The 23,553-nt window shown below is 67.0% G+C and carries 22 protein-coding genes and 1 tRNA gene; 13 read left to right on the forward strand and 10 right to left on the reverse strand.

Going from position 1 to position 23,553, the window contains the following annotated elements; genetic code table 11:
* Positions 1-14 precede the first annotated feature (14 nt).
* The 6 genes from moaC (at position 15) to L615_RS09450 (ending at position 3,389) form a co-directional block, all read left to right on the forward strand.
* Entirely contained in the window at positions 15-485 is a 471-nt protein-coding gene (moaC, locus tag L615_RS09425) for a cyclic pyranopterin monophosphate synthase MoaC (RefSeq protein WP_145724894.1), read from the forward strand.
* Positions 482-970: a molybdenum cofactor biosynthesis protein B gene (locus L615_RS09430; RefSeq protein ID WP_232221802.1), complete on the forward strand. Its 489-nt coding sequence runs from the start codon at positions 482-484 to the stop codon at positions 968-970. The genes moaC and L615_RS09430 overlap by 4 nt, the downstream gene beginning before the upstream one ends.
* Positions 967-1,632, forward strand: a complete 666-nt coding sequence (locus L615_RS09435) for a GNAT family N-acetyltransferase (RefSeq protein ID WP_232221803.1) — start codon at positions 967-969, stop codon at positions 1,630-1,632. The genes L615_RS09430 and L615_RS09435 overlap by 4 nt, the downstream gene beginning before the upstream one ends.
* Positions 1,633-1,741: 109 nt before the next feature.
* Entirely contained in the window at positions 1,742-2,698 is a 957-nt protein-coding gene (locus L615_RS09440) for a hypothetical protein (RefSeq protein ID WP_145724895.1), read from the forward strand.
* A 69-nt stretch (positions 2,699-2,767) separates the two neighbouring features.
* Positions 2,768-3,232 carry a hypothetical protein gene (locus L615_RS09445; protein WP_028656172.1) on the forward strand — a complete coding sequence of 155 codons (465 nt, stop codon included), beginning with the start codon at positions 2,768-2,770 and terminating at the stop codon, positions 3,230-3,232.
* An 81-nt stretch (positions 3,233-3,313) separates the two neighbouring features.
* Positions 3,314-3,389, forward strand: a tRNA-Ala gene (locus L615_RS09450).
* A gap of 85 nt (positions 3,390-3,474) precedes the next feature.
* Here L615_RS09450 and L615_RS09455 read toward each other — a convergent pair.
* From L615_RS09455 to L615_RS09485, 7 genes are all read right to left on the reverse strand, one after another.
* Positions 3,475-4,647 carry a tyrosine-type recombinase/integrase gene (locus L615_RS09455; protein ID WP_145724896.1) on the reverse strand — a complete coding sequence of 391 codons (1,173 nt, stop codon included), beginning with the start codon at positions 4,645-4,647 and terminating at the stop codon, positions 3,475-3,477.
* Between the two features lie 19 nt (positions 4,648-4,666).
* Positions 4,667-4,846 carry an AlpA family transcriptional regulator gene (locus L615_RS09460; protein ID WP_145724897.1) on the reverse strand — a complete coding sequence of 60 codons (180 nt, stop codon included), beginning with the start codon at positions 4,844-4,846 and terminating at the stop codon, positions 4,667-4,669.
* Between the two features lie 416 nt (positions 4,847-5,262).
* Positions 5,263-7,476: a family 16 glycosylhydrolase gene (locus L615_RS09465; protein WP_145724898.1), complete on the reverse strand. Its 2,214-nt coding sequence runs from the start codon at positions 7,474-7,476 to the stop codon at positions 5,263-5,265.
* A complete protein-coding gene (locus tag L615_RS09470) occupies positions 7,473-8,435 on the reverse strand; it encodes a glycosyltransferase family 32 protein (RefSeq protein ID WP_222430508.1) in 963 nt (320 codons plus the stop codon). The genes L615_RS09465 and L615_RS09470 overlap by 4 nt, the downstream gene beginning before the upstream one ends.
* Complete coding sequence (locus tag L615_RS09475; protein ID WP_145724899.1) at positions 8,432-10,045, reverse strand: carbamoyltransferase C-terminal domain-containing protein; 1,614 nt, start codon at positions 10,043-10,045, stop codon at positions 8,432-8,434. The genes L615_RS09470 and L615_RS09475 overlap by 4 nt, the downstream gene beginning before the upstream one ends.
* A 426-nt stretch (positions 10,046-10,471) precedes the next feature.
* Positions 10,472-11,401, reverse strand: coding sequence for a 5'-nucleotidase (locus L615_RS09480; protein ID WP_145724971.1), 930 nt, complete (start codon positions 11,399-11,401; stop codon positions 10,472-10,474).
* Between the two features lie 129 nt (positions 11,402-11,530).
* The gene (locus tag L615_RS09485; RefSeq protein ID WP_145724900.1) at positions 11,531-11,911 is read right to left on the reverse strand and encodes a helix-turn-helix transcriptional regulator; all 381 of its coding nucleotides are present in this window, start codon (positions 11,909-11,911) and stop codon (positions 11,531-11,533) included.
* An 84-nt stretch (positions 11,912-11,995) separates the two neighbouring features.
* On the opposite strand from L615_RS09485, the gene L615_RS09490 reads away from it, so the two are divergent.
* Both L615_RS09490 and L615_RS09495 read left to right on the forward strand, forming a co-directional pair.
* Entirely contained in the window at positions 11,996-12,394 is a 399-nt protein-coding gene (locus L615_RS09490; RefSeq protein ID WP_145724901.1) for a hypothetical protein, read from the forward strand.
* 62 nt (positions 12,395-12,456) lie between these two features.
* A complete protein-coding gene (locus L615_RS09495) occupies positions 12,457-13,248 on the forward strand; it encodes a nuclease-related domain-containing protein (RefSeq protein WP_145724902.1) in 792 nt (263 codons plus the stop codon).
* A 397-nt stretch (positions 13,249-13,645) separates the two neighbouring features.
* Here L615_RS09495 and L615_RS09500 read toward each other — a convergent pair whose 3' ends face one another.
* Positions 13,646-13,975: an AlpA family transcriptional regulator gene (locus L615_RS09500; RefSeq protein ID WP_145724903.1), complete on the reverse strand. Its 330-nt coding sequence runs from the start codon at positions 13,973-13,975 to the stop codon at positions 13,646-13,648.
* A gap of 859 nt (positions 13,976-14,834) precedes the next feature.
* Here L615_RS09500 and L615_RS09505 point away from each other — a divergent pair.
* The 3 genes from L615_RS09505 to L615_RS09515 all read left to right on the forward strand — a co-directional run bounded on the left by L615_RS09505 (position 14,835) and on the right by L615_RS09515 (position 19,015).
* Positions 14,835-16,259 (forward strand): MFS transporter, encoded by a 1,425-nt coding sequence (locus L615_RS09505; protein ID WP_145724904.1) that lies wholly within the window; start codon positions 14,835-14,837, stop codon positions 16,257-16,259.
* Positions 16,260-16,907: 648 nt separating this feature from the next.
* A complete protein-coding gene (locus L615_RS09510) occupies positions 16,908-18,056 on the forward strand; it encodes a nitronate monooxygenase family protein (RefSeq protein ID WP_222430509.1) in 1,149 nt (382 codons plus the stop codon).
* Between the two features lie 2 nt (positions 18,057-18,058).
* Positions 18,059-19,015 (forward strand): aldo/keto reductase, encoded by a 957-nt coding sequence (locus tag L615_RS09515; protein ID WP_145724905.1) that lies wholly within the window; start codon positions 18,059-18,061, stop codon positions 19,013-19,015.
* 12 nt (positions 19,016-19,027) lie between these two features.
* Here the strand turns inward: L615_RS09515 and L615_RS09520 are convergent, their stop codons facing one another.
* Together L615_RS09520 and L615_RS09525 are read right to left on the reverse strand one after the other, a co-directional pair.
* On the reverse strand, positions 19,028-19,957 hold the full coding sequence (locus L615_RS09520) for an NAD(P)-dependent oxidoreductase (RefSeq protein WP_145724906.1): 930 nt from the start codon (positions 19,955-19,957) through the stop codon (positions 19,028-19,030).
* A gap of 45 nt (positions 19,958-20,002) precedes the next feature.
* A complete protein-coding gene (locus L615_RS09525) occupies positions 20,003-20,806 on the reverse strand; it encodes a crotonase/enoyl-CoA hydratase family protein (RefSeq protein ID WP_261376620.1) in 804 nt (267 codons plus the stop codon).
* A gap of 214 nt (positions 20,807-21,020) precedes the next feature.
* Here L615_RS09525 and L615_RS09530 point away from each other — a divergent pair, with 214 nt between their 5' ends.
* Complete coding sequence (locus L615_RS09530) at positions 21,021-22,319, forward strand: cytochrome P450 (RefSeq protein WP_145724907.1); 1,299 nt, start codon at positions 21,021-21,023, stop codon at positions 22,317-22,319.
* Between the two features lie 46 nt (positions 22,320-22,365).
* On the forward strand, positions 22,366-23,526 hold the full coding sequence (locus tag L615_RS09535) for a CaiB/BaiF CoA-transferase family protein (RefSeq protein ID WP_145724908.1): 1,161 nt from the start codon (positions 22,366-22,368) through the stop codon (positions 23,524-23,526).
* Positions 23,527-23,553: the final 27 nt, after the last annotated feature.

The raw sequence follows: 23,553 nt of genomic DNA on the forward strand, positions 1-23,553 counted from the left end.
CCGAGGGAGATCTGATGGCCGACCGGCTCACCCACGTCGACGAGTCCGGCGCTGCCCGGATGGTCGACGTCTCGGCGAAGGACGTGACCACCCGGGTCGCCCGCGCATCCGGCCGGGTCCTGGTCTCCCCGGAGGTCGTCGCGCTGCTGCGCGGGGACGGCGTGCCGAAGGGCGACGCGCTCGCGGTCGCCCGGATCGCGGGGATCATGGGCGCCAAGCAGACCCCGGCGCTGATCCCGCTCTGCCACCCGCTCGCCGTCTCCGGGGTGAAGGTCGACCTTTCCGTCGCCGACGACGCGGTCGAGATCACGGCCACCGTCAAGACCACCGACCGCACCGGGGTGGAGATGGAGGCCCTCACCGCGGTCTCCGTCGCTGCCCTCACGGTCGTCGACATGGTCAAGGCCGTGGACAAGGCGGCCGTGATCACCGACGTGCGGGTCGAGTCGAAGTCCGGGGGCAAGTCGGGGGACTGGTCGCGGTGAGCGAGGGCAGCGGCCTGCCGGCCGTCGTGGTCGTCGCGTCCAACCGCGCCGCGGCCGGTGTGTACGACGACACGACCGGTCCGCTGATCGCCGACGCCCTGCGCTCGTGGGGGTTCACGGTGGGGGACCCCGTCGTCTGCCCGGACGGCGAGCCGGTCGGCCTGGCCATCGCCTCCGCCGTCGACGCCGGCGCGCGGGTCGTGCTCACCACCGGCGGCACCGGCCTCACCCCGACCGACCGGACCCCCGAGGTGACCCAGCCGCTGCTCGACCGCGAGGTCCCCGGCCTGGCCGAGGCGATCCGCGCGGCGGGTGTCGCGAAGGGCGTGCCGACCGCCGTGCTGTCCCGCGGGCTGGCCGGGGTCGCCGGCCGGGCGCTCGTGGTGAACCTGCCCGGCTCGCGCGGGGGAGTGAAGGACGCGCTCGAGGTGCTCGCGCCGGTCGTGCAGCACGCCGTCGAGCAGGTCGTCGGGAGCGACCATTGAGCAGCGGCACGGGGCGTGAGGCGCGGCCGGGGCGCGCGCGGATGGTGACCGGCACGCCCGGGAGGGCGTGGCCCAACGAGCTGATCTCCGGCACCGACCCGGTCGTGCGGCTCCGCCCGATCAGCCGCCGCGACGCGAAGGACTGGCGCTCGGCCCGCCGCCGCAACGCGCTCTGGCTGGCCCGGTGGGACGCGACCGCGCCGCCCGGCTCGGACGCGCGGCCGATGTCGTTCAAGGCGCTGGTGCGGCGGCTGCGCCGCTCGGCCCGCCGCGGCACGACCTTCCCGTTCGTCGTCGAGGTCGACGGCCGGTTCGCCGGCCAGGTCAGCGTCAACAACATCGTCCGCGGGTCGGCGCAGTTCGCCTCCGTCGGCTACTGGATCGACCAGGACTTCGCCGGCCGCGGCATCATCCCGCGTGCCGTCGCGATGGTCATCGACCACTGCTTCTTCACCGCCGGCCTGCACCGCATCGAGATCTGCATCCGCCCGGAGAACACCAACTCGCTGCGGGTGGTCGAGAAGCTCGGCATCCACGAGGTCGGCTACGCGCCGCACTTCCTGCACATCGACGGCGAGTGGCGCGACCACCGGATCTTCGCGGTGACCCGCGAGGAGGCGCCGCGCGGCGTGCTCGTCCGGCTCGACGAGCCGGAGGCCTGAGCCCGCTGCGGCCGCGGGCCGACCGGGATCACACGCGTCACACCAATCAGTTCGTGACACACCGATGCACTTGCGTCCCACTTCGAGCCGGGACTCCTAACCTCTCGGTGTGGACCTGAGCGCACTGATCTTCGTCGCACTGGCGGTGGCCTGGGCGGTCTACCTCGTGCCGAAGGCGCTCAAGTACCACGAGGAGGACTCCGCGAACCGCTCGGTCGACGGGTTCTCCGACCGGCTGCGGGTGCTGGCCCGGCGCGAGCCGGTGTCCGCCTCCGAGGCCGAGCTGGTCACCGCAGGCGGCAAGCCGGCGAAGGCCCAGGAGCCGGCCGACGAGCCGGCGGCGACCATCGACCAGCCGGTCGCCGAGCAGCCCGAGCGAAGCGACGAGGAGCCCGCGGCGCCCACCCCTGCGCCGCGTGCCCCGCGTCCCGACCGCCTGGTCGACCTCACCCCGGAGGAACGGCGCCGCCGCCGTGCCCGGACGGCCGCCGCCCGGCGCGCCGCCGAGCGCCGCCGCCGCGTCTTCTCGACCCTGCTCCTCGCCACCCTGGTCGTCGCCGGCCTCGGCATCGGCAAGGTCATCGCCCTGGCGTGGACCGCGCTCCCCGCCGGACTCCTGGTGCTGTGGCTCGTCGCCTGCCGGGTCATGGTCCGCCGCGAGCGGGCCGTCCGTGCGGCCGCGAGCCGCCGTCGCCGCCGCACCCTCGCCGACGAGGCGATCGCCGCCGAGGACGCCGGCTCCGGAGCAACCGCCGACGAGCCGGCCGCAACCCTCGATGCCGACGACGACACCGACAACACCGACGAGATCCCGGCGATCACCGCCGAGGTGCTCGACGAGGCGCCCGCCGCCGGCGGCTGGACGCCGGTCCCGGTGCCGCTGCCGACGTACGTCGCCAAGGCCCCCGCCGGCCGCACCGTGCGCACCATCGACCTCGACTCCACCGGCGTGTGGAGCTCGGGCCGCAACGAGGCCGACTCCCAGCTCGCCCGCGAGGCCGACGCCCAGCGCGCGCAGGCCGAGGCCGACGCGCAGGTCGACGAGCGCCGCGCCTCCGGCTCCTGACCCGCCCCTGACCGGCCCTTGACCGGCTCCGGGTCGGGTAGGTCCTGCAGGGCGGGGTACCGCCCGGGCATGACGCAGGAGAACGCAGCAGACCGCCAGGAAGCCCAGCAGGCGCGCGAGCAGGAGAAGCGGCAGGCCGACGAGTCGTCGACCGCCGTGTCGCCGGACACCCAGTTCTCCGACCCGGACCAGGTCGGCGACGAGCTGTCGCACGACGACCTCGTCGGCAAGGGGCAGTCGACCGTCTTCGACGACCCGCCCAAGCCGCGGCACAGCTCCGACGTGGATCAGGGACCGAGCGGCTACGACAACCCGCGCCCGCCGGGCACGGCCGACGAGGACCGGAACCCCGAGCAGGCGGAGTACTTCGGCAAGCACCGCGCCGAGAACGCCGACCAGGACGCCGAGCCGCCCACCTCGGGCTACGGCGAGGAGCCGGAGCAGGTCACCAGCCAGGACGACGCGACCGCCCAGACGTCGTACGGCGAGGACCAGGACGCGGCCCCGCCGGACGCGCCCTACCAGCAGCCGTGACCCGCTGACCCGCGCCCCGCCCGGGGCGGGGACCCGGATTCGGCGCCGCCCGAGGGGTGGTGCTACCGTTTCTCCTCGCTTGGGGGTGTGGCGCAGTTGGTAGCGCGTCTCGTTCGCAATGAGAAGGTCAGGGGTTCGAATCCCCTCACCTCCACCAGCACAGCTTGAACCGGCAGGTCGCCTCTGACCTGCCGGTTCTTGCGTTTTCGGCTCTGCTGCGTTGGGACTTCCACGGACGGGATTCACCGCATCGGGCCGTCGCGCTTACCCCCGGCGTACCCCCGGCCTGTGGGGGAGCCGCGGAGAGCCTCCCGGGTGCTCCGCCCGAGGAGGTCTGATGCCTCGGTCTCGGCGTCGGGTTTGGTCGCGGGGCCGCGGCTGGGGTCGTTCAACCGGTCCAGGCCGGCTTGGTCCGCCGAGGTGCCGAGGAAGTGCAGGTAGCGGTTCGTGGTCGCGATCGACTCGTGGCCCATCCACGCCTGCACGGTGCCGGGATCGACGCCGCGCGCCAGCCACAGGCATGCCGCGGTGTGGCGCAGGTCGTGGATGCGCCGGCCACCCGCGGTCTGGTCCCACTTGACCGTGCGCAGCACCGCGGTGCGATGCAGCTGGGCACCGCCGCCGGTGGTGATCAGCAGGTCGGTCGGCTCCTTGCCTTCCGCCATGCGCTGCACGATCGGCAGGACCCGGTCAGCGACCGGCACCCGCCGCCCGCGCCGGCCCTTGGTCGCCTTGACCGCGCCGCCCTCGGTCTGCGAACGCCTTACCAGCAGCCCGGGCGTGGGTACGTCGACCACGTCCTCCACCAGCACGGACCGCGCCTCGCCCCACCGCATCCCGGTCCAGCCGAGCACCAGCAGGACGTCGGCCAGGTGCGGGTCGCGGGCCTTCCAGCGGTCGTAGGTGGCCTCGAGCTCGGCCTCGGTCCACGGCCGCATCTCGGTCGGCTCCTCCGAGGACCGTGGCACCTTCGTCGCGGTCACGGGATTGCGGACGACCGCCTTCTCCCGCGCGCACCAGGCGAAGAACGTCGAGAGGCTGGCGCGGTACCGGACCACCGAGCGCTCGCTGAGCCCGCGCTGGATCAGGGTCTCGAAGGACCGCGCGACTTCCCGCTCGGAGACGGCGCCGACCTGCATCGCCTGCATGCTGGTCGGCACCAAGCGCTGCAGGGCTTGGTCGCTGCGGTACGTCTTCGCCGCGACCGTGAACTCCCGTACGACCAGCCACTCCTCGAGCAGCGTCCGCACCGGCCGGGGGGCCCCTATGAGATCGATCCCGCCGTCGAGCGCAGCCTTCTCCCGCGCCAGCCATTCGCTCGCCTCACGCTTGGTGTCGAACGTGCGGCTCGCGACGAACTGCCGCCCGCTCTTCAACCGAGCCCGGAACCGGCCGCCCGAGGTCTTCTCGATCATGACCGTTGCCGGCTGATGGTCAGGACGCCCGCGCGAGCCACTGCTCGACGTCGCTGCGGCGGTACCGCGGACAGGTCGACGTCATCCACGTCACCCGCGGACCCATCCCACGCTGCCGCCACCGGCACAACGTCGACTCCGACACCCGGATCCACCGCGCCACCTCACTGCTGGTGAGGATCTCCTCCACCGTTTCCATCTGGTCACCTCCGACTCCGAGAGCGGCGACCGCCGCCCAAGACTCCTGACAGTCACCTAAGGAACCGATGGGCGCTCGAGCGATCAGATGTCGGCAGTGAATCTCCTGCAATGCTCAGCCCGCCGGCGATCGACGAAGCGCAAGACAGATCCGTGGTTCCTTCGAACTGCCGGAAAGCCAGCGGCTGCCGATGCGCTGCGGGCTTTCCGCCCAGAAGGGGCTCCGTATCAGAATCGAGGCGAGGTGTTGTCGCCCCTCTAACTTGCGAACGAGATGCGCACGGCCCATTGCCGAGCGAATCTCACTGGCCGACTCGCCGAACCCAATCGCATCTTCCGCTGGGTCGTGTAGTCACCGGATCGCGGCCCCGTCCGGACAGTTGCCTGGCGAGGCGCGGTGCCCGACGCTCGTGGCGCTCAAGCGGTCACGCGCAGGTTTTCGATGACGGCCGCTACGGGCAAGTCGCGGTCACCGAGGCGCCCGGCGAGCTCATGGGAGCGAGGCGCCCACACGTTGGCATGAAGGCGCATGGGTAGGTAAGGAATTGGCGTCGGATCCCAGCTGGCGCGCTGGTGCACGACGGTGCCGTTCACCAGCCAGGAGATGCAGCCTGGGCGCCAGTCGATGCCATACGTGTGGAACTCAGCGGTGGTGTCGAATCCAAGTTCCACCCAGCAAGGTGACCCGCGGTAGCCGTAACTCGATGCCGTGCCGTCATCGCCAGGATTGAAGTAGACGTTCGTCAGCATCCGGGTGGGATGAGAGCCGATGAATTCGATGTCGATCTCTTGGCGCGGCGTCGCACGATGAAGGAAGAAGCCAGTGACGACTCCCGGCCCCGGAGCAGGTCTGATGCTCGCCTCGAACCGTCCATGGGTGAACCAGTCGGTGGAAGCGACCGCGCCGGATCGGTATGGGCGGTGCCCCCGATTCTCAAGTTCGAGCTGGAGGTGGAGTCCGTCCGGGTGGTGTCGGACGTTTGTTCGGCTGAATGAAGCCAAGTTTCCGGGAAACGTCTCGGCGAGTGCCGTAAGAGCCGGTGTCGGTTGGTTCATCGATGCGTCGATGCGCGGTGATCCAGCAGGAGGTGGTGCATTGCCCGTATGCAGCAGCGGCCGCCAGTCGCTGCTGGGCGGCAACACCCAGGGCGTGTCGTCGCGGTCGAGAGCCGCGCGTTTAGGCTGCTGCCCGCCTACCTCGCGGCCTTGCCTGATGTCCGCCCTGAAGGTTGCTGCAGTACTCGACTGGATGACCTTACCGACACTGACACCGACGTCTGCGCTGGCGCCCCAAGGCGCCCTTACCCGCGCCTCTGGGCGCGCATCACGGAAGATGCCGAAGGCTCGCGGCACCCCGGCGGGGTAAGGGTCGGCGGGCACATCGACGCCCAGCAGTCTGCATATCGGTGGCCAGGCCGTGGACGCTGCGCTCTCGATCACCACCGCTCGCTGCGGTCCGAGGTGTGCGGGACTCAGGTCAGACGGCACCGCCGCGTCTTGCTCGACGACGACGACCGCGGTCTCGTCGGCCGAAATCAGGGAGAGAGTCGTCGGGTCCAGTGGTGCATCAACGAGGGCGTCAAAGGTTTGGAGTGCTTGCCGCAGGTCTTGCGGGTTGAGCGGCTGCTCGTCTCCGTCGAAGGCACGGACCCGAAGTCCAAGCATCGAGAGTGCCATGGCGAGGCCTTCCACCTCTCCGCCGCAGCTCCACCCGAGCACCGGGCCCGTGCGCGGTACGCCGGGATGGGTGAGTTCGCGCTCCGCGTCGACGATCCCGGCGCGCGCCAAGTACGGCAATATGGAGTACGCGTTGCTAGAGACTACGTCGTTCCGCTGTGCGAGCGCGGGTGTCGCCAGCGCGAACGCGTCGAGATTGTCCAGCTGATAGTTGATCCACAGGTCGACAGGCCCAACGACGGGCATAGCACGGAGCAGCTCTGCGGCTCCGCTACGGGACAACACGTAACCCGACAGGAACCAGAGGCCTCGTTTCGGGCGAAACACCGACCTTGTGACCTTATGGTGCTGCACATCGGGGTCGGCGACGGCGTATGAGAGGTACAGCAGTTGCGGGCCCTGCCGACCAGCCGAGTGGGAAACGGCGTCGCGCCAGCCGTTGTCGATCGCCGCCCTCGCGCCAGGGCGGAACCACACGTCATCTTCCAGCACGAGGACGTGGTCGTCAGCTCCTGCAGCGATCGTCTTCCACACTTCGATGTGCGAGCGGGCAACGGCCACTTCCTGTCTGGTCATTCGCACCGGCTCATTCGGCTCGAAGGAGTCGGCAAGTCGGGCGTCCGGCTGCACGTACAGCTGGTCGCCGACGCGGTACGTGACGTCGACGTCGGCGGTGGCTGCAACTGCACGACCGTCACGGGCGTCCACAGCTGAGAGTCTGCGCGTCATCGTGCTCATGGGCGCACCGTCAGCTGTTCGGAACCGACCCACTTCGCGAATCAGGAGACGCCACCGGGCCGGTTGCCGCTTCAAGTTGATGACAATGACGGCGTTGATCTGGTCGGAGCGGTCCCCGAACGCTCGGAGCCGTCCAGCCGGAAGGGCAGTCGTCAGGCGGCGCCAGACACGGAACACTTGATGGCGCGACGGCCGCAGGGCATCGTGGATGTTCATCCGTCGCGAACCTGCCGCTCGGTGCTGGCGAAATCCCAATTCCGCCAGTTGCGGCCGTCGTGGCGATACCCGAGATTCCAATTTGGAAGGGCGGTTGATTCCCAATCAAACAGGAGGTCGAGGCTCAGGCGGCGGGCAGCAATCAGGTCATCGTGGGCATGTGCGGCGAGCGCCGCTGTTAGATTGCCCGGGCCGGTGGTGGACTGGATCTCACATACGCGAGTCCGATCGAGAAGCATCCGCGTGGCCCGGGCGAGTGCACGCCGTAAGACCGGGTGACCCGGGGGCGCTGCAATTGGATTGTTGTTGATATAGAAGATGCGCCGCGGGTCTGGGCGCTCCAAGAGACCGGATTCAGTTGCCGCAACCATAGTGGCTCCCGGAATGTCATAACACAGTGGTTGTAGTTTCAGCGTGTTGTCACGGAACACTCGTCGCCAGCCGTCGTCGAGCAGCACGTCGTCGGCGTCAACATAGAAGCCACCCTCGGCAAGGACGAAGCACATTCTCAGGTAGTCGCTGCGCATCGCAGGATGCTCACACCGAGCGAAAGCGGCGACCTGCGGCGATCCATAATGGTGAGCGATGTAGGTCGCGGCTGTTTCGTCGTCGAACATCCGAAAGGTCACGCCCTCCTTGCGCAAGGGAGCCCAACTGTCGAGACAAGCCTGGACGTCGGCAGGGACGTGTCGCGAGTCGTGCCAGAAGCGAACGAGCGTGCGCGGTATCGAAGAACTGCGGGCGGCGTGTGCGTGACCGGTCGCGTCTGGTCCTCTCGTTGACTGCTGGAAACGCAGCGATGTGCAGGCCAGTTGACGAATGAACTCTGACCTCAGGTCGTCATCCTCTTCAAACCCGTCCGGAAACGGCGCGTTCGTCGTGGGGTTGATCGGTGGCAGGTCGGTCCAGGGCGCGGCGCTGGCGTGCCCGATCGAGTGGGCGCGAGGCTCGTCGCTCAACTGAGGAATTCCCGCCTATTCGCCCGATACGCCGCATACCGCTCCGACTTTTTGAGGAGATAGGCACGACCCTCGACGACGAACCCATCAAGCCCGTGCGCGGAGGTGTAATCGGCCAGGTCTCGTAGGTTGTTGACGAAGCCCTTGCCACTAAAGTTCAGCGACGTATTGCACAAGACGCCGTACCCGGTGCGCTGCTTGAACTCAACGAGCAGGTCGTGCAGGGGGGCGTTCGATGTAGATGTGACAGTTTGCAATCGCGCGGTGCCGTTTACATGAGTGACTGCGGCAAGCGCGTCGGTGGTCGCGCGATAGGTGTAAAGCATGTAGGGGCTAGCGTCCGTGCAGCCGAACCACTGCGCGGCGTCGGATTGCAAGCAAACAGGTGCGATCGGTCGGAACTGCTCGCGCTGTTTGATGTTGTTGAGGCGGACCCGGGTCGCGTCGTCGAAGGGAGCCGCGAGGATGGATCGGTTGCCAAGGGCACGTGGACCGATCTCGTACCGCCCGTTGACCCATCCCAGGATGAGTCCGCGCTCGAGCATGGTGGCAACCTCCGCAGGGATAACGTCGCGGACGTCGTAGCTACTGAGGTCAGTGGTTGCGCTGGTGTCGAACGGCAATCCGGAGTAGACGTCCCACTCAATCTTTGCGTTCCCGGTGCAGTGCCACTGCGCGTCGATCGCAGTTCCAATCGCCGAGCCGGAGTCGTTAGCGACAGGAGGAACGAAGACGTCGGAAAAGATTCCGCTTTCGCGCCACTTAGTGTTCCAATCACAGTTCAAACCACAGCCGCCGGTGACGATGAGAGGCCACCCTTGACGAAGGTGCGATGCGGCGAACTGATGAAAGGTTTCGAAGATCCGATCGCTATAGATTCCAGCGAAGTTGCGAAATTCGACGTCTTCGACACCAACGTTGTAATGTACTGAAGATTCGAGTTCTTGGTACAGGTCCCAGCGCACGTCGCGCGAGGACAGAAGGAACTCGATGATCTTTTCCTCATCGCCGGTTGGTGTTTTGCGCTGGGAGAAGGATGCGAGCGCCATGAGCTTGCCTGCATCCGATAATCTCGAGAAGGGCGCGTCTTTCGGGAAGGTGGGGTCTGCCAGCCCATAGATGGAGGCGTAGCGATTGCCCGGTTGATTTAGCACGTCGGCAACGCGTGTGATGACGACATCGGAGTCGATCTCGTAGAACGCACCGATCTCACCCTCCCAAACTAGCGCGTAGCACGGCTGACCCTGAGGAAACGGCGACATCCCGTATCCGCACATTAGATGTGACCGTTCGTGCGACGACGAGAAGTAGCGGACTGCTTTCCCTAGGAAGCGCCGGTCCTCGTGGTGGACATCGTCCGGACCGATGCCTCTGTAACCGACGTGTGCGGGGGTGCCGGTCGGGCGGGCTTCGCGTGGCCACCATCCCCCGACGGCTAGCACGTCTGGCGTTTCGTCCAGTCGAGTGAACGCGTCCATGAGTTCTTTACTGCCGACCGGCGTGTGACGCCAGTTCGAGTCCTTCTCGGCCTCCACCGCGACAGTGAGGCGACCCGCTCGAAGTTGAACGACGGCGCCATCGTGGCCTGGGTTGTATCCGACAACGTCCACGAAAGACCCCTTTGCAATCTGCTCCGAAGTACGGCGCCTTCGACAGAGCCACCGTGGCTCTCACCAGCGGCGCGGAGTCGCGTCTCCGTTCGCCCAAACACTAATAGTAGAAAAGTTGCGTTCTGCCCAGCAGGCGCGGCATGTCGGGGGATATGACTTCCCCTCACCCAGCCGTGGGTTCCGGCATGGCCATCGGGGCCGTAGCAGCCACTTTGCTGGGTCTCCGTCCAGCGGCGTGTGAACGGACGGGATCGCTGTCCGCGCGCAGCTCATGCTGCGCATTGTGACCGCGGAGCCGCGATGTGCCGCGTGCCGTGCGTCGAGCCGTCGCCGGTCGCCCCCACCCCCTGGTGGGTGGGAGGTTCTTAGGGCTTCACCGTTTCCATCGCGCACGGCTTATCAGCCTTGCAGACAGCTGCGCGCGTCCTAAGAATTCTTTACACCGAAGGGAACGTGAACGCTCGGAACCAAGCTCTGCGTTCCTTCGAGGTGCGACATCTGGTCATCGAAAAATATGTGTGGCTTCAAAATCTCCAGCACCGCGCTCTTTTCCCAACCACCGAGGAAGAATCCATCGTTCACGCGCAGACCCCACGACTTCAATGACTTGATTGCTCGGGCGTATGCCGGAGCGTTCCGGGCTGTCACAATTGAGACAAAAAGCCGACGCGAGTAAGTGTCGTCATCTTTCGTTCTGGCGTCCTCGAGATCCTGGATACGGTTGATAGCCGCAAGTAGGTCCTTCATGGGGCCGGGCGGCAGGGGCACCTCCGCCATCGTCGTCTCGTGCTCGTGATAGCCCTTTATGCCCTCGGCGACATACACCCGCTCTGCAGAGTCATCAGCAAGAACCGCGTCGAAGTCGAACGCGATCCGCAGATCGCGGTCGTAGGGATCGTCCGCCTCGAGGTCGGCAACGGACCCAACTACCTGTCCTGCCGGGAATCCGAGCTCGGTAGCCTCTGCGACGTCCTTCGGGTTCGCCGATAGGAACAGCTTCATTCCGAAAGCCGGCATGTACTTGTAGGGGGACCTTCCCTGCGTGAAGACGGCCCGCGTCATCGGGAGGTCGTGCGTCTCGATGGAGCGCATGACTCGAGCCCCGGTCTCCGGGTCGTTACGCGAAAGCACGATGACCTCAACAACTGGAGACGGACCCGGGGCGAGGTCGTTCAGGCCGAGCAACCTACGGATGAAAGGAAACGCGATGCCGGGAGCGAGCTGCTCCTCGTACTTCGTCTCTTGGAAAGACCGGTACTCGTCCTCTCCGTACTCTTCGAAGACGGCATGCGACTCGGTCAGGTCGAAGAGGGCACTCGAAGCCACGCCTATTACGAGGGTCTCTGACCAGTTCATAGCCACGACGCCACCGTACGAGTTCCGGCCGCTCCTCGTGGACAAACTCGACCGAACCAAAGCCCACCGCCGACACGGGCGTCCGACGGCAGCGACCGACGCGCGCGGCGAAGGTGCGTCCTTCCGCCGTTATTGCCCGTGCTGATAGCGCGCCTGCAGGCTCGAGTCCCGAACTCCGAACGGAGAGAAGTCCAGCTCGGTCAGCATCGGGCCGAGGATCCCTTCGAGGGCTACAACGTCCCTCAACGTGAGTTGCGCGTACCCGCGCAGGAGCTTGCTGAGGCGTCCGGCCGTGATCCCGGAGCGCTCTTCCAGCCAGGACTTCGAACGCCCGAGCCGCTCCAAGCGATCGGTCGTCTCGACCACGAAGTGGTGCTGCAACTCGGCCGCCCGTGCGCTCGCGTACGCCGCGGGCGTCGTCGGCTGGACCCAAGTGACGTCGCCGGGCCGGCCGAACACGACCGGCTCCTCGAGAAGGTCCCGGGGCATGGTCGAGGGAGGCTTCGGCACCGGTCCAACATACGGCGCGAAAGTCGTCGATTCGGGCCTGTGGATGGCGATGGACGACCGGGGGTTCCGGCGTATCTTCCATTTATGGAAGAAAGTATGGAGCGCGAGGTTGACGCCCTTCCCGGGCGAGTGGTGGCGCGCATGACGATGACCGGGCACGCGATCCGGTGTGGTGAAGGCTGGTTCGCGCTCGTTGAAGAGCTCGATCGGGCGCTGGCGGCCCTCGATCCTGGCTATCACCTCTTCGCGATTGCCCGCACCGGGGGCGAGCTCGTTTTCGATGCCGCGCTGTCGTCCCCAGAACTTGCCAATCGTTTAGCTGCGATCGTCGGGTCGGCCTCCGAAGTTGCGAGCAGGACTTGTGAGGTCTGCGGGGAACCTGGCGAGAGGAGCGCGATCCAAGGCTTGATCGAAGTGCTCTGCGCCGAACATCGAGCCGCCGCCGAAGCAGCCGAACGGCGGCATCGAGCACCGCCGTACTGACCGATTCGCCGGACGAGCGGCCGGTGCTTCGGCTTCCATGGTGCAAAGCTCGAGGAGGTCAGATGCGCTCGTTCCAGCCCTTCCCGCGGCGCGAACTGAAGCGATTGCGGCGACGGTGGCTGCGCCGGAACTGGGGGATTGTCGCGTTCCTGCTTGTGGGGTTCGCCCTCATGGCGGCGCTGGTGTCTTTCGGGGTAGCAATGACTGGTCTGGCCGGCCGCTGGTACGTCATTGGCGTGTTTCACGCCGGTCTGTTGGCCGCGGCGCTTCATCTAGTGAACTCCGCGTTCCTCGCCCACGAAGCGAGCGCGGTGTGGCAGCTGAGGGGCGCGTGGGGTGAGGAAAACACGCGCTCGGAGTTGCAAAGGGCGAAGCGGCGGCGGCTCGTCTGGGGGTGGGTCGACAGCATCACGCTGCAGGGTGGCGACCTCGACCACGTGGTGGTCACGCGCTCGGGTGGCATCGTCGTGCTGGACTCCAAGTGGCGCAGCTCGATCGACGCGGACGCTGTTGTGGAGATGACCGCATCCGCGAAGAAGGCAGCAATCAGGGCACAGGGGCTCGCCAGATCCATGCTCAAGTCAGAGCGCGGAGCGAAGCATCGGGCACGCGCGCAACCGGTGAACGTTGAGGCGGCCGTGGTGCTGTGGGGAGCAGCGCGGGAGATGGTGAAGGACGGCCGAGAGATGGACGGGGTGCAGTTCGTGGATGGTCGCAAGCTGGTCGACTGGCTCCGCAGACTCGACGGGCCACCAGTGCCTTCGGACGCAGCCAAGGACCTGCTCGAGCAACTGACGGCGTACCGCACGACCGCTTTCAAGGCAGCCGGACTTCGGGAGGCAGAGCGTGCCTAAGGGTGGCTGTGCGCAGCCAACCTCACCCGACGAAACGTCCGCCAGTTTGTTCACCGAAGCCAGCGGCTCCCCGTGTTCGGTCGACGGAGGCGAGCGATTTCGTCCGCGACCGAGCTCCACTTCGCGTCCACGAGCTCGCCCCGAGCGCTGCGGTCGTTGAGCTCTCGGAGGACGCGTCGGCAGGCACTTGGGGAGTCGAGAACGGCGCTGACGTGTCGCTCGATGCTCACCGGTTCGGTGACATAGGTGATCGCTGTGTGGCCCGCTTGAGCAGCTCGGCGTTCCTCGGATGCAAGCCTCCGGCAGGCACTGCTGCACCACCGCTGCGGGCGTCCGGGCTTCGGTCGATCCGAGACGAAGAACGGTCGGCCGCATCGGGGACAGGCCTTCTCGATGATCACTGGTTCCGCTCCTGGTCCAGCGACCATTCGAAGACCGTGGCCACCCGCCAGCGCAGGTGCTTGCCGATGCGGAATCCCTTGGGTCCGCGTCCTCGGCTGCGCCAGGCGTAGACGGTCTTGACGGGTACTCCGAGGTACGCCGCCACGTCGGCCGCCGTCCACAGGCGCTCGCCAGCCGGGTGGCGTTGCAGGTTCGCGGGAGCGGTCGGCTGAGGTGGGGGAGCAGCCTCAGGGCGTGGTCGCGTGCGGCGGCGTGTCGGTATCGGCTCCGGTGTGGGTTCGTCCCAGAGGGCTGGTTGTTCAAGGGCGTGCTCGCTGTCGCTCATCGCGTGCCTGTCTTGATCCCGTGGGTGCTGGTTGCACCCCTCCTGGTCTCCTAAGACATCGCCAGTCTCTTGAGCGATCATTGCGCGGCGGGAACTTTCGCCGGCAAAGGGGGACGCGGCAGCTCCGCATGCTGTCAGGCATTACGCCGGATGTTTCCGCGCCGAGAATGCAAGAGGTGTGTGGGACTTGGAAGGCCGCGGAATCTGGGGCAGCTGAGGCGCGTTGCTGACGGACGTTCGACGGGTTCGGGCTGGCTTGGGTCGACGGGTCTGGCTGGCTGGACTTGGGCAAGGGCCGCGGTCGGGCGTCACTGTCCCTGCCGGGTGAGCTGGCCTCTTGGGCCTTTCGACATTCGACGCTGGCGCGGCAGGAGTGGCGACGCCCCGCGATCGGCTTGCCGCAATGAAGAGGCTTTAGCGGCACCATCTGGCTCACGCTCACGCCCGCTAGGGCGTGTCTCCTCAGTCGCGAGCCAGTTGGCAATGTCTTGTAGGACGCGGCCCCTAGGTAGGCGGTCGCGAGCTTGTCGTAGCGGATGGCACGCAGGGCCACGCTTTGTCACCCTGCAGAGCGTCAGGACAGGTCGCCGGGCGGGCGGGCCAGGGCCGTTTGTCCACTGTCAAGGGACCGTAGGAACTGACCGGTTATGGACATGAATCCTGCCCACTGGCGGTCACGCGATCTGCCACGGTGGACAGATCTGCCCAAGGGGGCTGCGGCCACCACCGACCGGGTGTGCGCCAACCACTGGACCGTGAGCCCGGGGCACTGTAACCAGTGCGGGCCGCGCTCGCAGTCCCGTTCTTGAGGAAAGTGCCGGTGGTATACAAGACTATATAGCGAAGCTATAGTGGGGACATGTCTCATCCGTATACCGAGCTCAAAGGCCGTGCGCTCGGCCTCCTTGTCGTGATCTGCGCGGCGTTCTTCCTCGACGCCCTCGACGTGTCGATGCTCAACGTTGCCGTGCCCGACGTCGGAGCGGCGCTGCACATGACCAGCTCGCTGCCGTGGGTAGTTGCTGGCTACGTGCTCGGGTTCGGCGGAGTGCTGCTGTTCGGCGGCCGCGCGGCCGACATCTTCGGGCGTCGACGAGTTCTACTGACCGCGCTGGCTGGGTTCGTCTTCATGTCGGCCCTGGGCGGCCTAGCCTGGAACGCCGAGGTCTTGATTGCGACTCGATTCCTCAAGGGTGTCGCTGCGGCATTCACTGCACCCGCGGCCCTCTCGCTCCTGACAGCCAGCTTTGCCGAAGGCCCGGCACGCAACCGCGCATTGTCCTTCTACACCGCCACCGGGTCGGCCGGCTTCACCCTCGGCCTGGCCTTCGGCGGGCTGCTGACCGAATGGAACTGGCGTGCGGTCTTCTTCATGCCCGCCGTCGCTGGCTTGCTCACCCTGATCGCGGGCTATGTCCTGATCGACCGCGACCAACCGCAGCGTCGGCGCGGCCACCTTGACCTCGCGGGCGCCCTGACCGTGACCGCCGCCATGATGTCGATCGTCTACGCACTCACTACCGGCCCCGAGAGAGGCTGGGGCAGTCCAGGCACCTGGGCGTTCTTCGTCGCTGGGACCGTGGCACTGGTCGTCTTCGTGATGGTCGAGCGCACGGTGAAGGTCCCGCTGATCCCACTGCACCTGTTCACCTCGTGGCCGCGCATCCGCGCCAACCTGATCGCCCCCGGCCTCGTGGGCGGTTGGGGCGCCGCCCAGTTCCTGCTCACCCTCTACATGCAGGACACCCGTGGCTGGACGCCGCTCCAGACCGCAGCGGCGTTCTGGCCGTGCGGCATCCTCGGGCTCTTCTTGGCGCCCTATGTTGCCCGACTAATCGCGCGCATCGGCCTGCTCGGCGTCATGAGCCTGGGACTAGGGCTCAGTGTCGGCTCCTACGCGCTGCTGCAGCTCATTGAGGTGGGCAGCCCCTACTGGAGCGGCCTCTTCCCTGTCTTCGCTCTCATCGGCCTCGCCTTCACCCTGGTCTTTGCCACTGCCTCGATTACCGCCACCGCGGGTGTCCCCGCCGAGGAGCAAGGCATTGCTGGCGGTGTGTTGCAGACCTCGATCCAATTCGGCACCGCCCTGATGCTCGCCGTGACCGCCGCCGTCTACACGAGCAACCTGGATACATCCGCGGGCCCGATCGATCAGGTCGACGCCTACCGCGCCGGCTGGTGGGTGCCGCTCATCGTCGCCATCGCCTGCCTGACCCTCGCGGTTGCAGGGCTCCGACGCACACAGGAATCACGCGAAGACGTCATCGAACGAGTAGCTGCATGACGGCCAATGCCTACAACCCAAATCAACTGCCCGACACCGTACGCGTAGACACACAGGCGCACCGCGATCGAGACTTCGACCTCGCCATAGCGTCAACGCAGAGACAGCGGTCATCACCGACGACGGCAGAAGTGCACCGGCCGTGCTGCCATTCGCGATTGACTCGAGCGAGCAGCCAGCGACGGGACTATACCGAGGAGTGCGTCACCGAAGAGCAGCTCATCGAAAATGAGTGGGTCGCCGCGAGCCATCTCGAAGGCGACTCTCCTGGCGGCCGCCCTCGCCCAGGCCGAGGAACTCCGCTTCGGCCGAGGTCCATGGGCGCGGTCGCGGCTTGGTGTGACGAGACGGTCACCTGCGCGGGCGACGCGACTGCGGAGGCTCGCCAGATGACGGCGGGCCGAGCAGCGGCGATCGCTTTCGGCCCGCGGGACGGGGGAGTGGCTGAAGTGGTGGTGGGACGGGGTGAGAGGTCGATCGCGGGGGACCTCGCGCGGTCGGGCGCACGACGGCTTCCCCAATCTGGCGACCACGACGGTGTTGCTCACCGATCTCGAGTCGCACGGTTCGGTTGCGATCTGCCCGGCGATGTAATCGGCAGTTATGTAGACATTTTAGCCGACTCTGACTATGTTCGGATCATCTGACGTGAATGAGGAGAACGCCATGCGCACCCCGTTGACCGTTGCCTTAGGGATCGATGCCCCACTCGTTGGCTTCAATCGCTCGCCTGAGGTCGTTGCAGCGGTGTCGCGCGCGGGAGGACTGGGCGTGCTGGCTGCGACGCAGTTCACGCCCGATCAGTTGGACGAGCAGCTGAGCTGGATCGCGAACAACACCGACGGCCGACCCTTCGGAATCGACCTTCTGGTTCCCTACCGTCAGATCAAGGTGGACGATCATGACAGGTCCGCTGCGCTGCGGTCCCAGATCCCCACGGAGCACGCCGAGTTCGTCGACGGCATGCTCAACAAGTACGACGTCCCGGAATTGGCCGACGCCCCCGACCGCGGCGCAATGATCGCCGAGAACCTCACCCCTGAGGGGGCCGAGGCGCTCCTGGAGGTCGCGTTCTCTCACCCGATCAAGCTGGTTGCCAATGCTCTCGGGCCACCGCCTCCGCATCTCGTCGAGCGCGCTAAGGCGCACGGCGTCTTGGTCGCTGCCCTGGTGGGCCAGCGTAAGCACGCCGTCCGCCAGATCGACGCGGGCGTCGATGTGCTGATCGCACAGGGCACCGAGGCAGCCGGCCACACCGGCAGCATCGCGACCATGGTCCTGACGCCGGACATCGTCGATGCCGCGGAGGGGCGCCCAGTGCTGGCCGCCGGCGGCATCGCCTCCGGACGCCAGATGGCGGCCGCCCTGGCGCTCGGGGCGCAGGGGGTGTGGACCGGATCAGTGTGGCTGTCCACCCGCGAGGACATCACGCCGATGGACATCAAGCAGAAGTTCCTGGCGGCGGACTCGGCTGACACCCTGCGGTCCAGGACCCGGACGGGAAAGCCCTGCCGCCAGTTGCGCTCGAGCTGGCACGACGAGTGGGACGCCCCCGACGCGCCTACCCCGCTACCGATGCCGCTGCAATCCATGTTGGTGCACCCCGCCTGGCAGCGGATCGATGCTGCTTCGGGAGCTGGCCAGGAAGGTGCCCGCAGGCTGCAGTCATTCTTCATCGGCCAGGTTGTCGGCTCCTTCACGGAACTCCGTGGGGCGGAGGAGGTTGCGCGGACGATGATCGCCGAGTGCGACTCCCGGTTGCGTGAGTTGGCAGGACTCGTGGGGACCGGCGGCTGAGGGTGCAGATGCGCCGGCTCGGCAGCAGCGGACCGATGGTGTCCCGCCTCGGGCTCGGGCTCCTCACTTGGGGCACGCAGACCCCGGTCGATGAGGCCCGTGACCAACTCACCGTCTTCCTGGAGGCCGGCGGGACGCTGGTCGACACCGCCTTCGCCTATGGAGGTGGCGCCTCGGAGGAGACGCTCGGTAGCCTGCTGCGCAGCGGTTTCGCCCGGGACGACCTGGTCATCGCCACGAAGGCGGGGCTCGCGTACGACGATCGTGAGGTCCGCCGCACGGACACCTCGCGCGAATACCTGTTGAGTTGCCTGGACCGCTCGCTGAACCGCCTGGGCGTCGACCATGTTGATCTCTGGCAGGTCCATGTCTGGTCCGAGTTGACCCCGGTCGAAGAAACGCTGTCCGCACTGGATGAGGCGGTGCGATCGGGCCGTGTCCGTAGCGTCGGCGTGTCCAACTGGTCGTCCTGGCGCTCGGCCCAGGCCGCGACGCATCAGACGCTCACCGCGGGGGCGCCGCTGGTCTCGACCCAACTCGAGTACTCCCTGCTCAACAGGAGCATCGAGAGCGAGGCCCTGCCGGCCGCCCAGGCCCTGGGGATGGGGGTGTTGCCGTGGTCGCCGCTGTGCCGTGGAATCCTGACCGGCAAGTACCGATCAGGTGTCCCGGCCGGCTCGCGGGCTGCCGGTTCGGGTGTGCTCGCAGACGCGGTCGGCAACTACCGCGATGAGCAGTCGGTCGCGATCGTGGATGCGGTCATCTCGGTCGCCGAGGAGGTCGACTGGTCCCCGCTAGAGGTGGCGCTGGCGTGGGTCCGCGACCGTCCCGGTGTGACGGCGCCGATCGTCGGCGCCCGCACGGCCCGCCAGCTCGAGGCCGCGCTGGCCGTTGAAAGCTGCGAGCTGCCCGCGCGGTTCGTCGCGCGGCTCGACGAGCAGTCGACCCGACGTCGCTGACGCTGCTCGCCGTCACTCGCCCTCACGTCTAACGACGACCCCGGCGGCCTGCTCCTGCAGCGCCCAGACCGCCACGGACTTGAGGTCCTCGAGACCTTCCTCCAGGGCGCGGACGTACATCGACTCGGCAAGCTTGGACAGGGGCATGTCCACGCCGATCGCCTCGGCGAGGCTCGTCGCGAGGGCTACGTCCTTGCGGGCCAGGTCGAGGCCGAAGGTCATCTGCGAGAAGTCTCCTGACATGATCACCTTGCCGATGATGGTCTTGAGGACTTGTCCTTGGCCGTAGGCGCCCGCCAGCATCACCTCCAGCAGGGCGGGCGCTTTCACCCCGGCCTTGACGCCCAGCGTGAATCCTTCAGCCAGAATGGGCACGCTGACCAGGCTGACGAGGTTGTGAACGATCTTCGCGACATTGCCGCTTCCGATGCCGCCGACGTGGATCACCGTGCCCAGGGGGTCCAGCAGGCCGGAGTACTCGTCCAGGAGGCCTTCGTCGCCGCCGACCAAGAGTGCCAGCGTGCCCGCCCGAGCGCCCTGCGCGCCTCCGGAGACGGGGGCCTCCAGACAGCGAATCCCTCGCTCGGCCAGGGCGGAAGCGAGTCCTTCCAGGACCTCGGGTGAGTTCGTCGACAGGTCGACGAACAGGGAGCCGGGCTGCATTCCCGCGGCGAGGCCGCTGTCGCCGACGACGAGAGCCTCGACTTGTGCGGGGCCGGGCAGAGACGTCATCACGACCTCAGCACCGACGATGGCCTTGCTGACCGAGGTGGCTGACCTCGCGCCGAGGGCAACGAGCGGTTCCGCGGCCTCGGGCCGCCTGTCGAAGACGGTCACCTGATGTCCGGCGTCGACCAATCTCGAGGCCATGGCGGCGCCCATGTTGCCCAGTCCGATGAAGGTGATGCGGCGACGGGGCGACGCAGTCGCGGAGACGTCCATGTCTTGTCCTTGCTCGATTGTGGTGGCGCTACCGCGGAGCGCGGCTTAACGCCCCTTCCATTCGGGCGACCGGCCCTCGGCGAACGCTCGCTTGCCCTCAGAGGCGTCCTCGCTGAGCAGGAGTTGTGCCAGCTCGCGCCGTGCGATGTTCCAGGACTGCTCCTCGGCCGCGAACTGCCCGTCGATGATGCTGCGTGCCCCTCGCTTGGTGGCGGCCACGGCGAGGGGGCCGTTGCGCGCGATCCGGGCGGCGAGCTCCAAGGTGGCGGGGAGGAGGTCCTCCGGTTCGACAACCCGGTTGACCAAGCCCCAACGAAAAGCGGTCTCGGCGTCGAAACGGTCACCCGTCAACAGCAGCTCCATCGCGATCTTCGCGGGGATTTGGGCCGGCAGGCGCAGTGCGCCTCCAGCGGCAGCATGGAGGCCGTGGGTGACCTCCGGCAGCCCGAAGACGGCGGTGCTGCTGGCGACGGCCAGGTCGCAGGCAAGCAGTATCTCCGTGCCACCGCCCAGCGCGAAGCCGTTGACTGCGGCGATCAGTGGGGTCGAGATCGCGTGGTTTGTGATGCCGGCGAATCCCCACCGCATCGCGAGCTCGGGGTCGGGGTGGTGGACAGACTCGCCGCGAGCCGCTGCCCTGAGATCGGCGCCGGCGCAGAACGCGGCGGAGCCGGCCCCAGTCACCACGATCGCCCGGACATCCGGGTCGCCGTCTGCACACTCCAATGCCTCGCCCATCGCCACTGACAGCCGCTGGTTCACCGCGTTGCGAGCCTCGGGTCGGTTGATGGTCAAGACGAGGACATGACCATGCCGCTCGCCGAGGAGCTCTTCGATGATGGGAATCACGCCCTTCTAATGTGCATGCGTTTATGCATGCAGAACTATTCTGGCAATGCTGCGGCGTCTCCGCAAGACCAAAGTGACGATCAAATCGTAGACATTCCTGTCTGCATCTGGTGTAGTAGGGAGTGCCACCCTCAGGCCCGTGAGTCGGCACACCGCCCCAAGTACCGGGAACACCGTTGACGCCCTCCGACGAGCCCACTCTGAGGCAACCTCTGTGGCGACCGTCGAGTCCTTGCGGCCCGGTGGTCATCTCGAAAGGAAAGACAAAGTCGTGACTGGTAGTTCGCCGACACTCGTTGAGGATGTTGCCCGCCTCTTCGCCGCAGATCCTGCTCTGCTCGAGGATCCCTATCCGCTCTACCGGCGCATGAGGCACGAGGCACCCGTCCTGCAGCTCGACCGCATGGTGGTGGTCTCGCGGCACGAGGACGTGCTGGCCGTGCTGAAAGACCCCGCTACCTTCTCGTCACGGCGCAACACCGGTTCCATCATCGAGGCTCGCGCGGCACAGCTCGACGCCGCTGGGGTGGAGAAGCTTCGCGCGATAGTCAGGACCCAGGGCATGGCAATGACGGAGAACGATGACCCGGAGCACGCCCGGTTGCGCGGCCTGGTTAACCACGCCTTCACTCCCCGCCGCGTCGGGGCGATGCGCGACGACATCCAGGCACTCACCGACTCCCTGTTGGCCAGAGCCGACGATGCTGGAACTTTGGAGGTTGTCGCCGACCTCGCCTTCCCCTTGCCCCTTCGCGTCATCGTGCAGATGTTCGGCGCACCGTTGGAGGACTGTGACGACATCCGGCGTTGGTCTGAGGTCATCGCCGTTGCCTTCGGCACGGAGTACTCAAATGTCGATGAGGCGTACAAGGCCCTCGTGGAGTTCTCCGACTACATTGTGAACTTGGTTGAGGGGCGCCGGCGCGAGGGGCCGAAGCCCGATCTGATGTCGATCCTGTTGGGAGACGAAGGGGGACAGGCGCAGAGCGACGAGGAGATCGTCGGCTTCTTCGTGCGAACACTGTTCGCCGGCCATGAGACGACGACCAACGCCATCGGCAACAGCCTGGTCGCATTGCTGCAGCACCCCGAGCAGCTCGAGCTGATCCGCGAGTCGCCACGTCGTTATCGCACCGCGCTCGACGAGTTGCTGCGGTTCCGCACCTCGGTGCACGCGATCCACCGTGTGGCCGCCGAGGACACCGAGCTTCGAGGCGTCCCCATCGCCAAGGGGCAGAGCGTGCGACTGATGCTCGCCTCGGCCAACCACGACGAGGAGGCCTTCGCGAACCCCGATGAGCTCGACCTCGACAGGTCCGACGAAGCGCGGCCGCTCAGCCTGGGGTTCGGTGTACACACATGTATGGGTGCCTGGCTCCAGCGGCAGGAGGTCGAGGTCGCGATCTCGTCACTGTTGAGCCGCTATCCCCGCATTCGCCTCGAGAACGACGTCCGGCGGCGGCCCAACTTCTTGCACGCCGGCTACGAGGAGATCCAGCTGTCCCTGCGCTAGCAGGCACCTGAAGCACCAGCGCGTCCGTTGGAAGGAGCTACTGACCATGCCGCTCACCGGAATCAAGGTTCTTGACCTCACGCTCGCTCGGGCGGGGCCGACCGCGGTACGCCAGTTCGCCGATCTCGGTGCGACGGTGGTTCGGGTCGACGGCCCCCCGGCCAACGATTGGGTCGACTCGCGGAGTTCGGACTACCTCAACCTGCACCGCAATAAGCGCTCGCTGCGTTTGGATCTCAAGTCGCACGAGGGCAAGGAGGTCTTCCTCCGGCTGGTGGACTGGGCTGACGTTCTCGTAGAGAACTTCCGGCCTCGGGTCAAGCACCAACTCGGCATCGACTACGAGACCCTATCGCAGCGCAATCCACGCCTCGTCTACGGGAGCATCTCCGGCTTCGGCCAAGACGGCCCGCGAGCCGATCAGGGCGGCGTCGACCAGATCGCTCAGGGCATGTCGGGCCTGATGAGCGTAACGGGCGAGCCTGGTCGCGGGCCGATGCGCGTCGGCACGGCGATTGGCGACCTGTCCGCCGGTCATTTCCTAGCCTTCGGCCTGTTGGCTGCATTGCGCGAACGCGATATCAGCGGGCGGGGCCAATGGGTTCAGGTTTCCTTGATCGAGTCGCTCATCGGCATGCTGGACTTTCAGGTGGCGCGGTGGACCATCGACGGCATCGTGCCCGGCCAGGAGGGGAACGATCATCCGACGATCGCGCCGATCGGTGTCTACCCCACGCGAGATGGTTGGGTGAATATTGCAGCAGCCAGCGACAAGCTGTGGATCCGGTTGTGTGGTGCCATCGGCCGGTCCGAACTGGCGGACGACCCGCGTTTTGCCGCGCGCCCGGATCGCTACGCACATCGGGACGAGCTCAATGCGATCATCGCGGCGGCGACGTCGTCGCTGCTGACGGCCGACGTCTGCGCCGCTCTGGACGCGGTCGGTGTCCCCGCGGGCCCCATCTACACCATCGACCAGGCCATGGCCGACCCCCAGGTGCGGCACCTTGGCATGACCGCTGAGGTCGAGCACAGCGAACGCGGGAGCGTTGACGTGATCCGTCAACCCATCGTCTTCAGTCGGACGCCCGCCTCCGTGCGCCTGCCCGCGCCCGTCCCTGGTGAGAACGGCGATGCCATCTTGGAGGAGCTCGGCCTGACGACGCTGGCGGACGGATTCCCTGCGCCGATGCCTGGACCTGCCTGAACATCACGGGACGGGTTCTGTCCGGTG

The sequence above is a fragment of the Nocardioides sp. J9 genome (assembly GCF_007829375.1).
Classification (GTDB): domain Bacteria; phylum Actinomycetota; class Actinomycetes; order Propionibacteriales; family Nocardioidaceae; genus Nocardioides.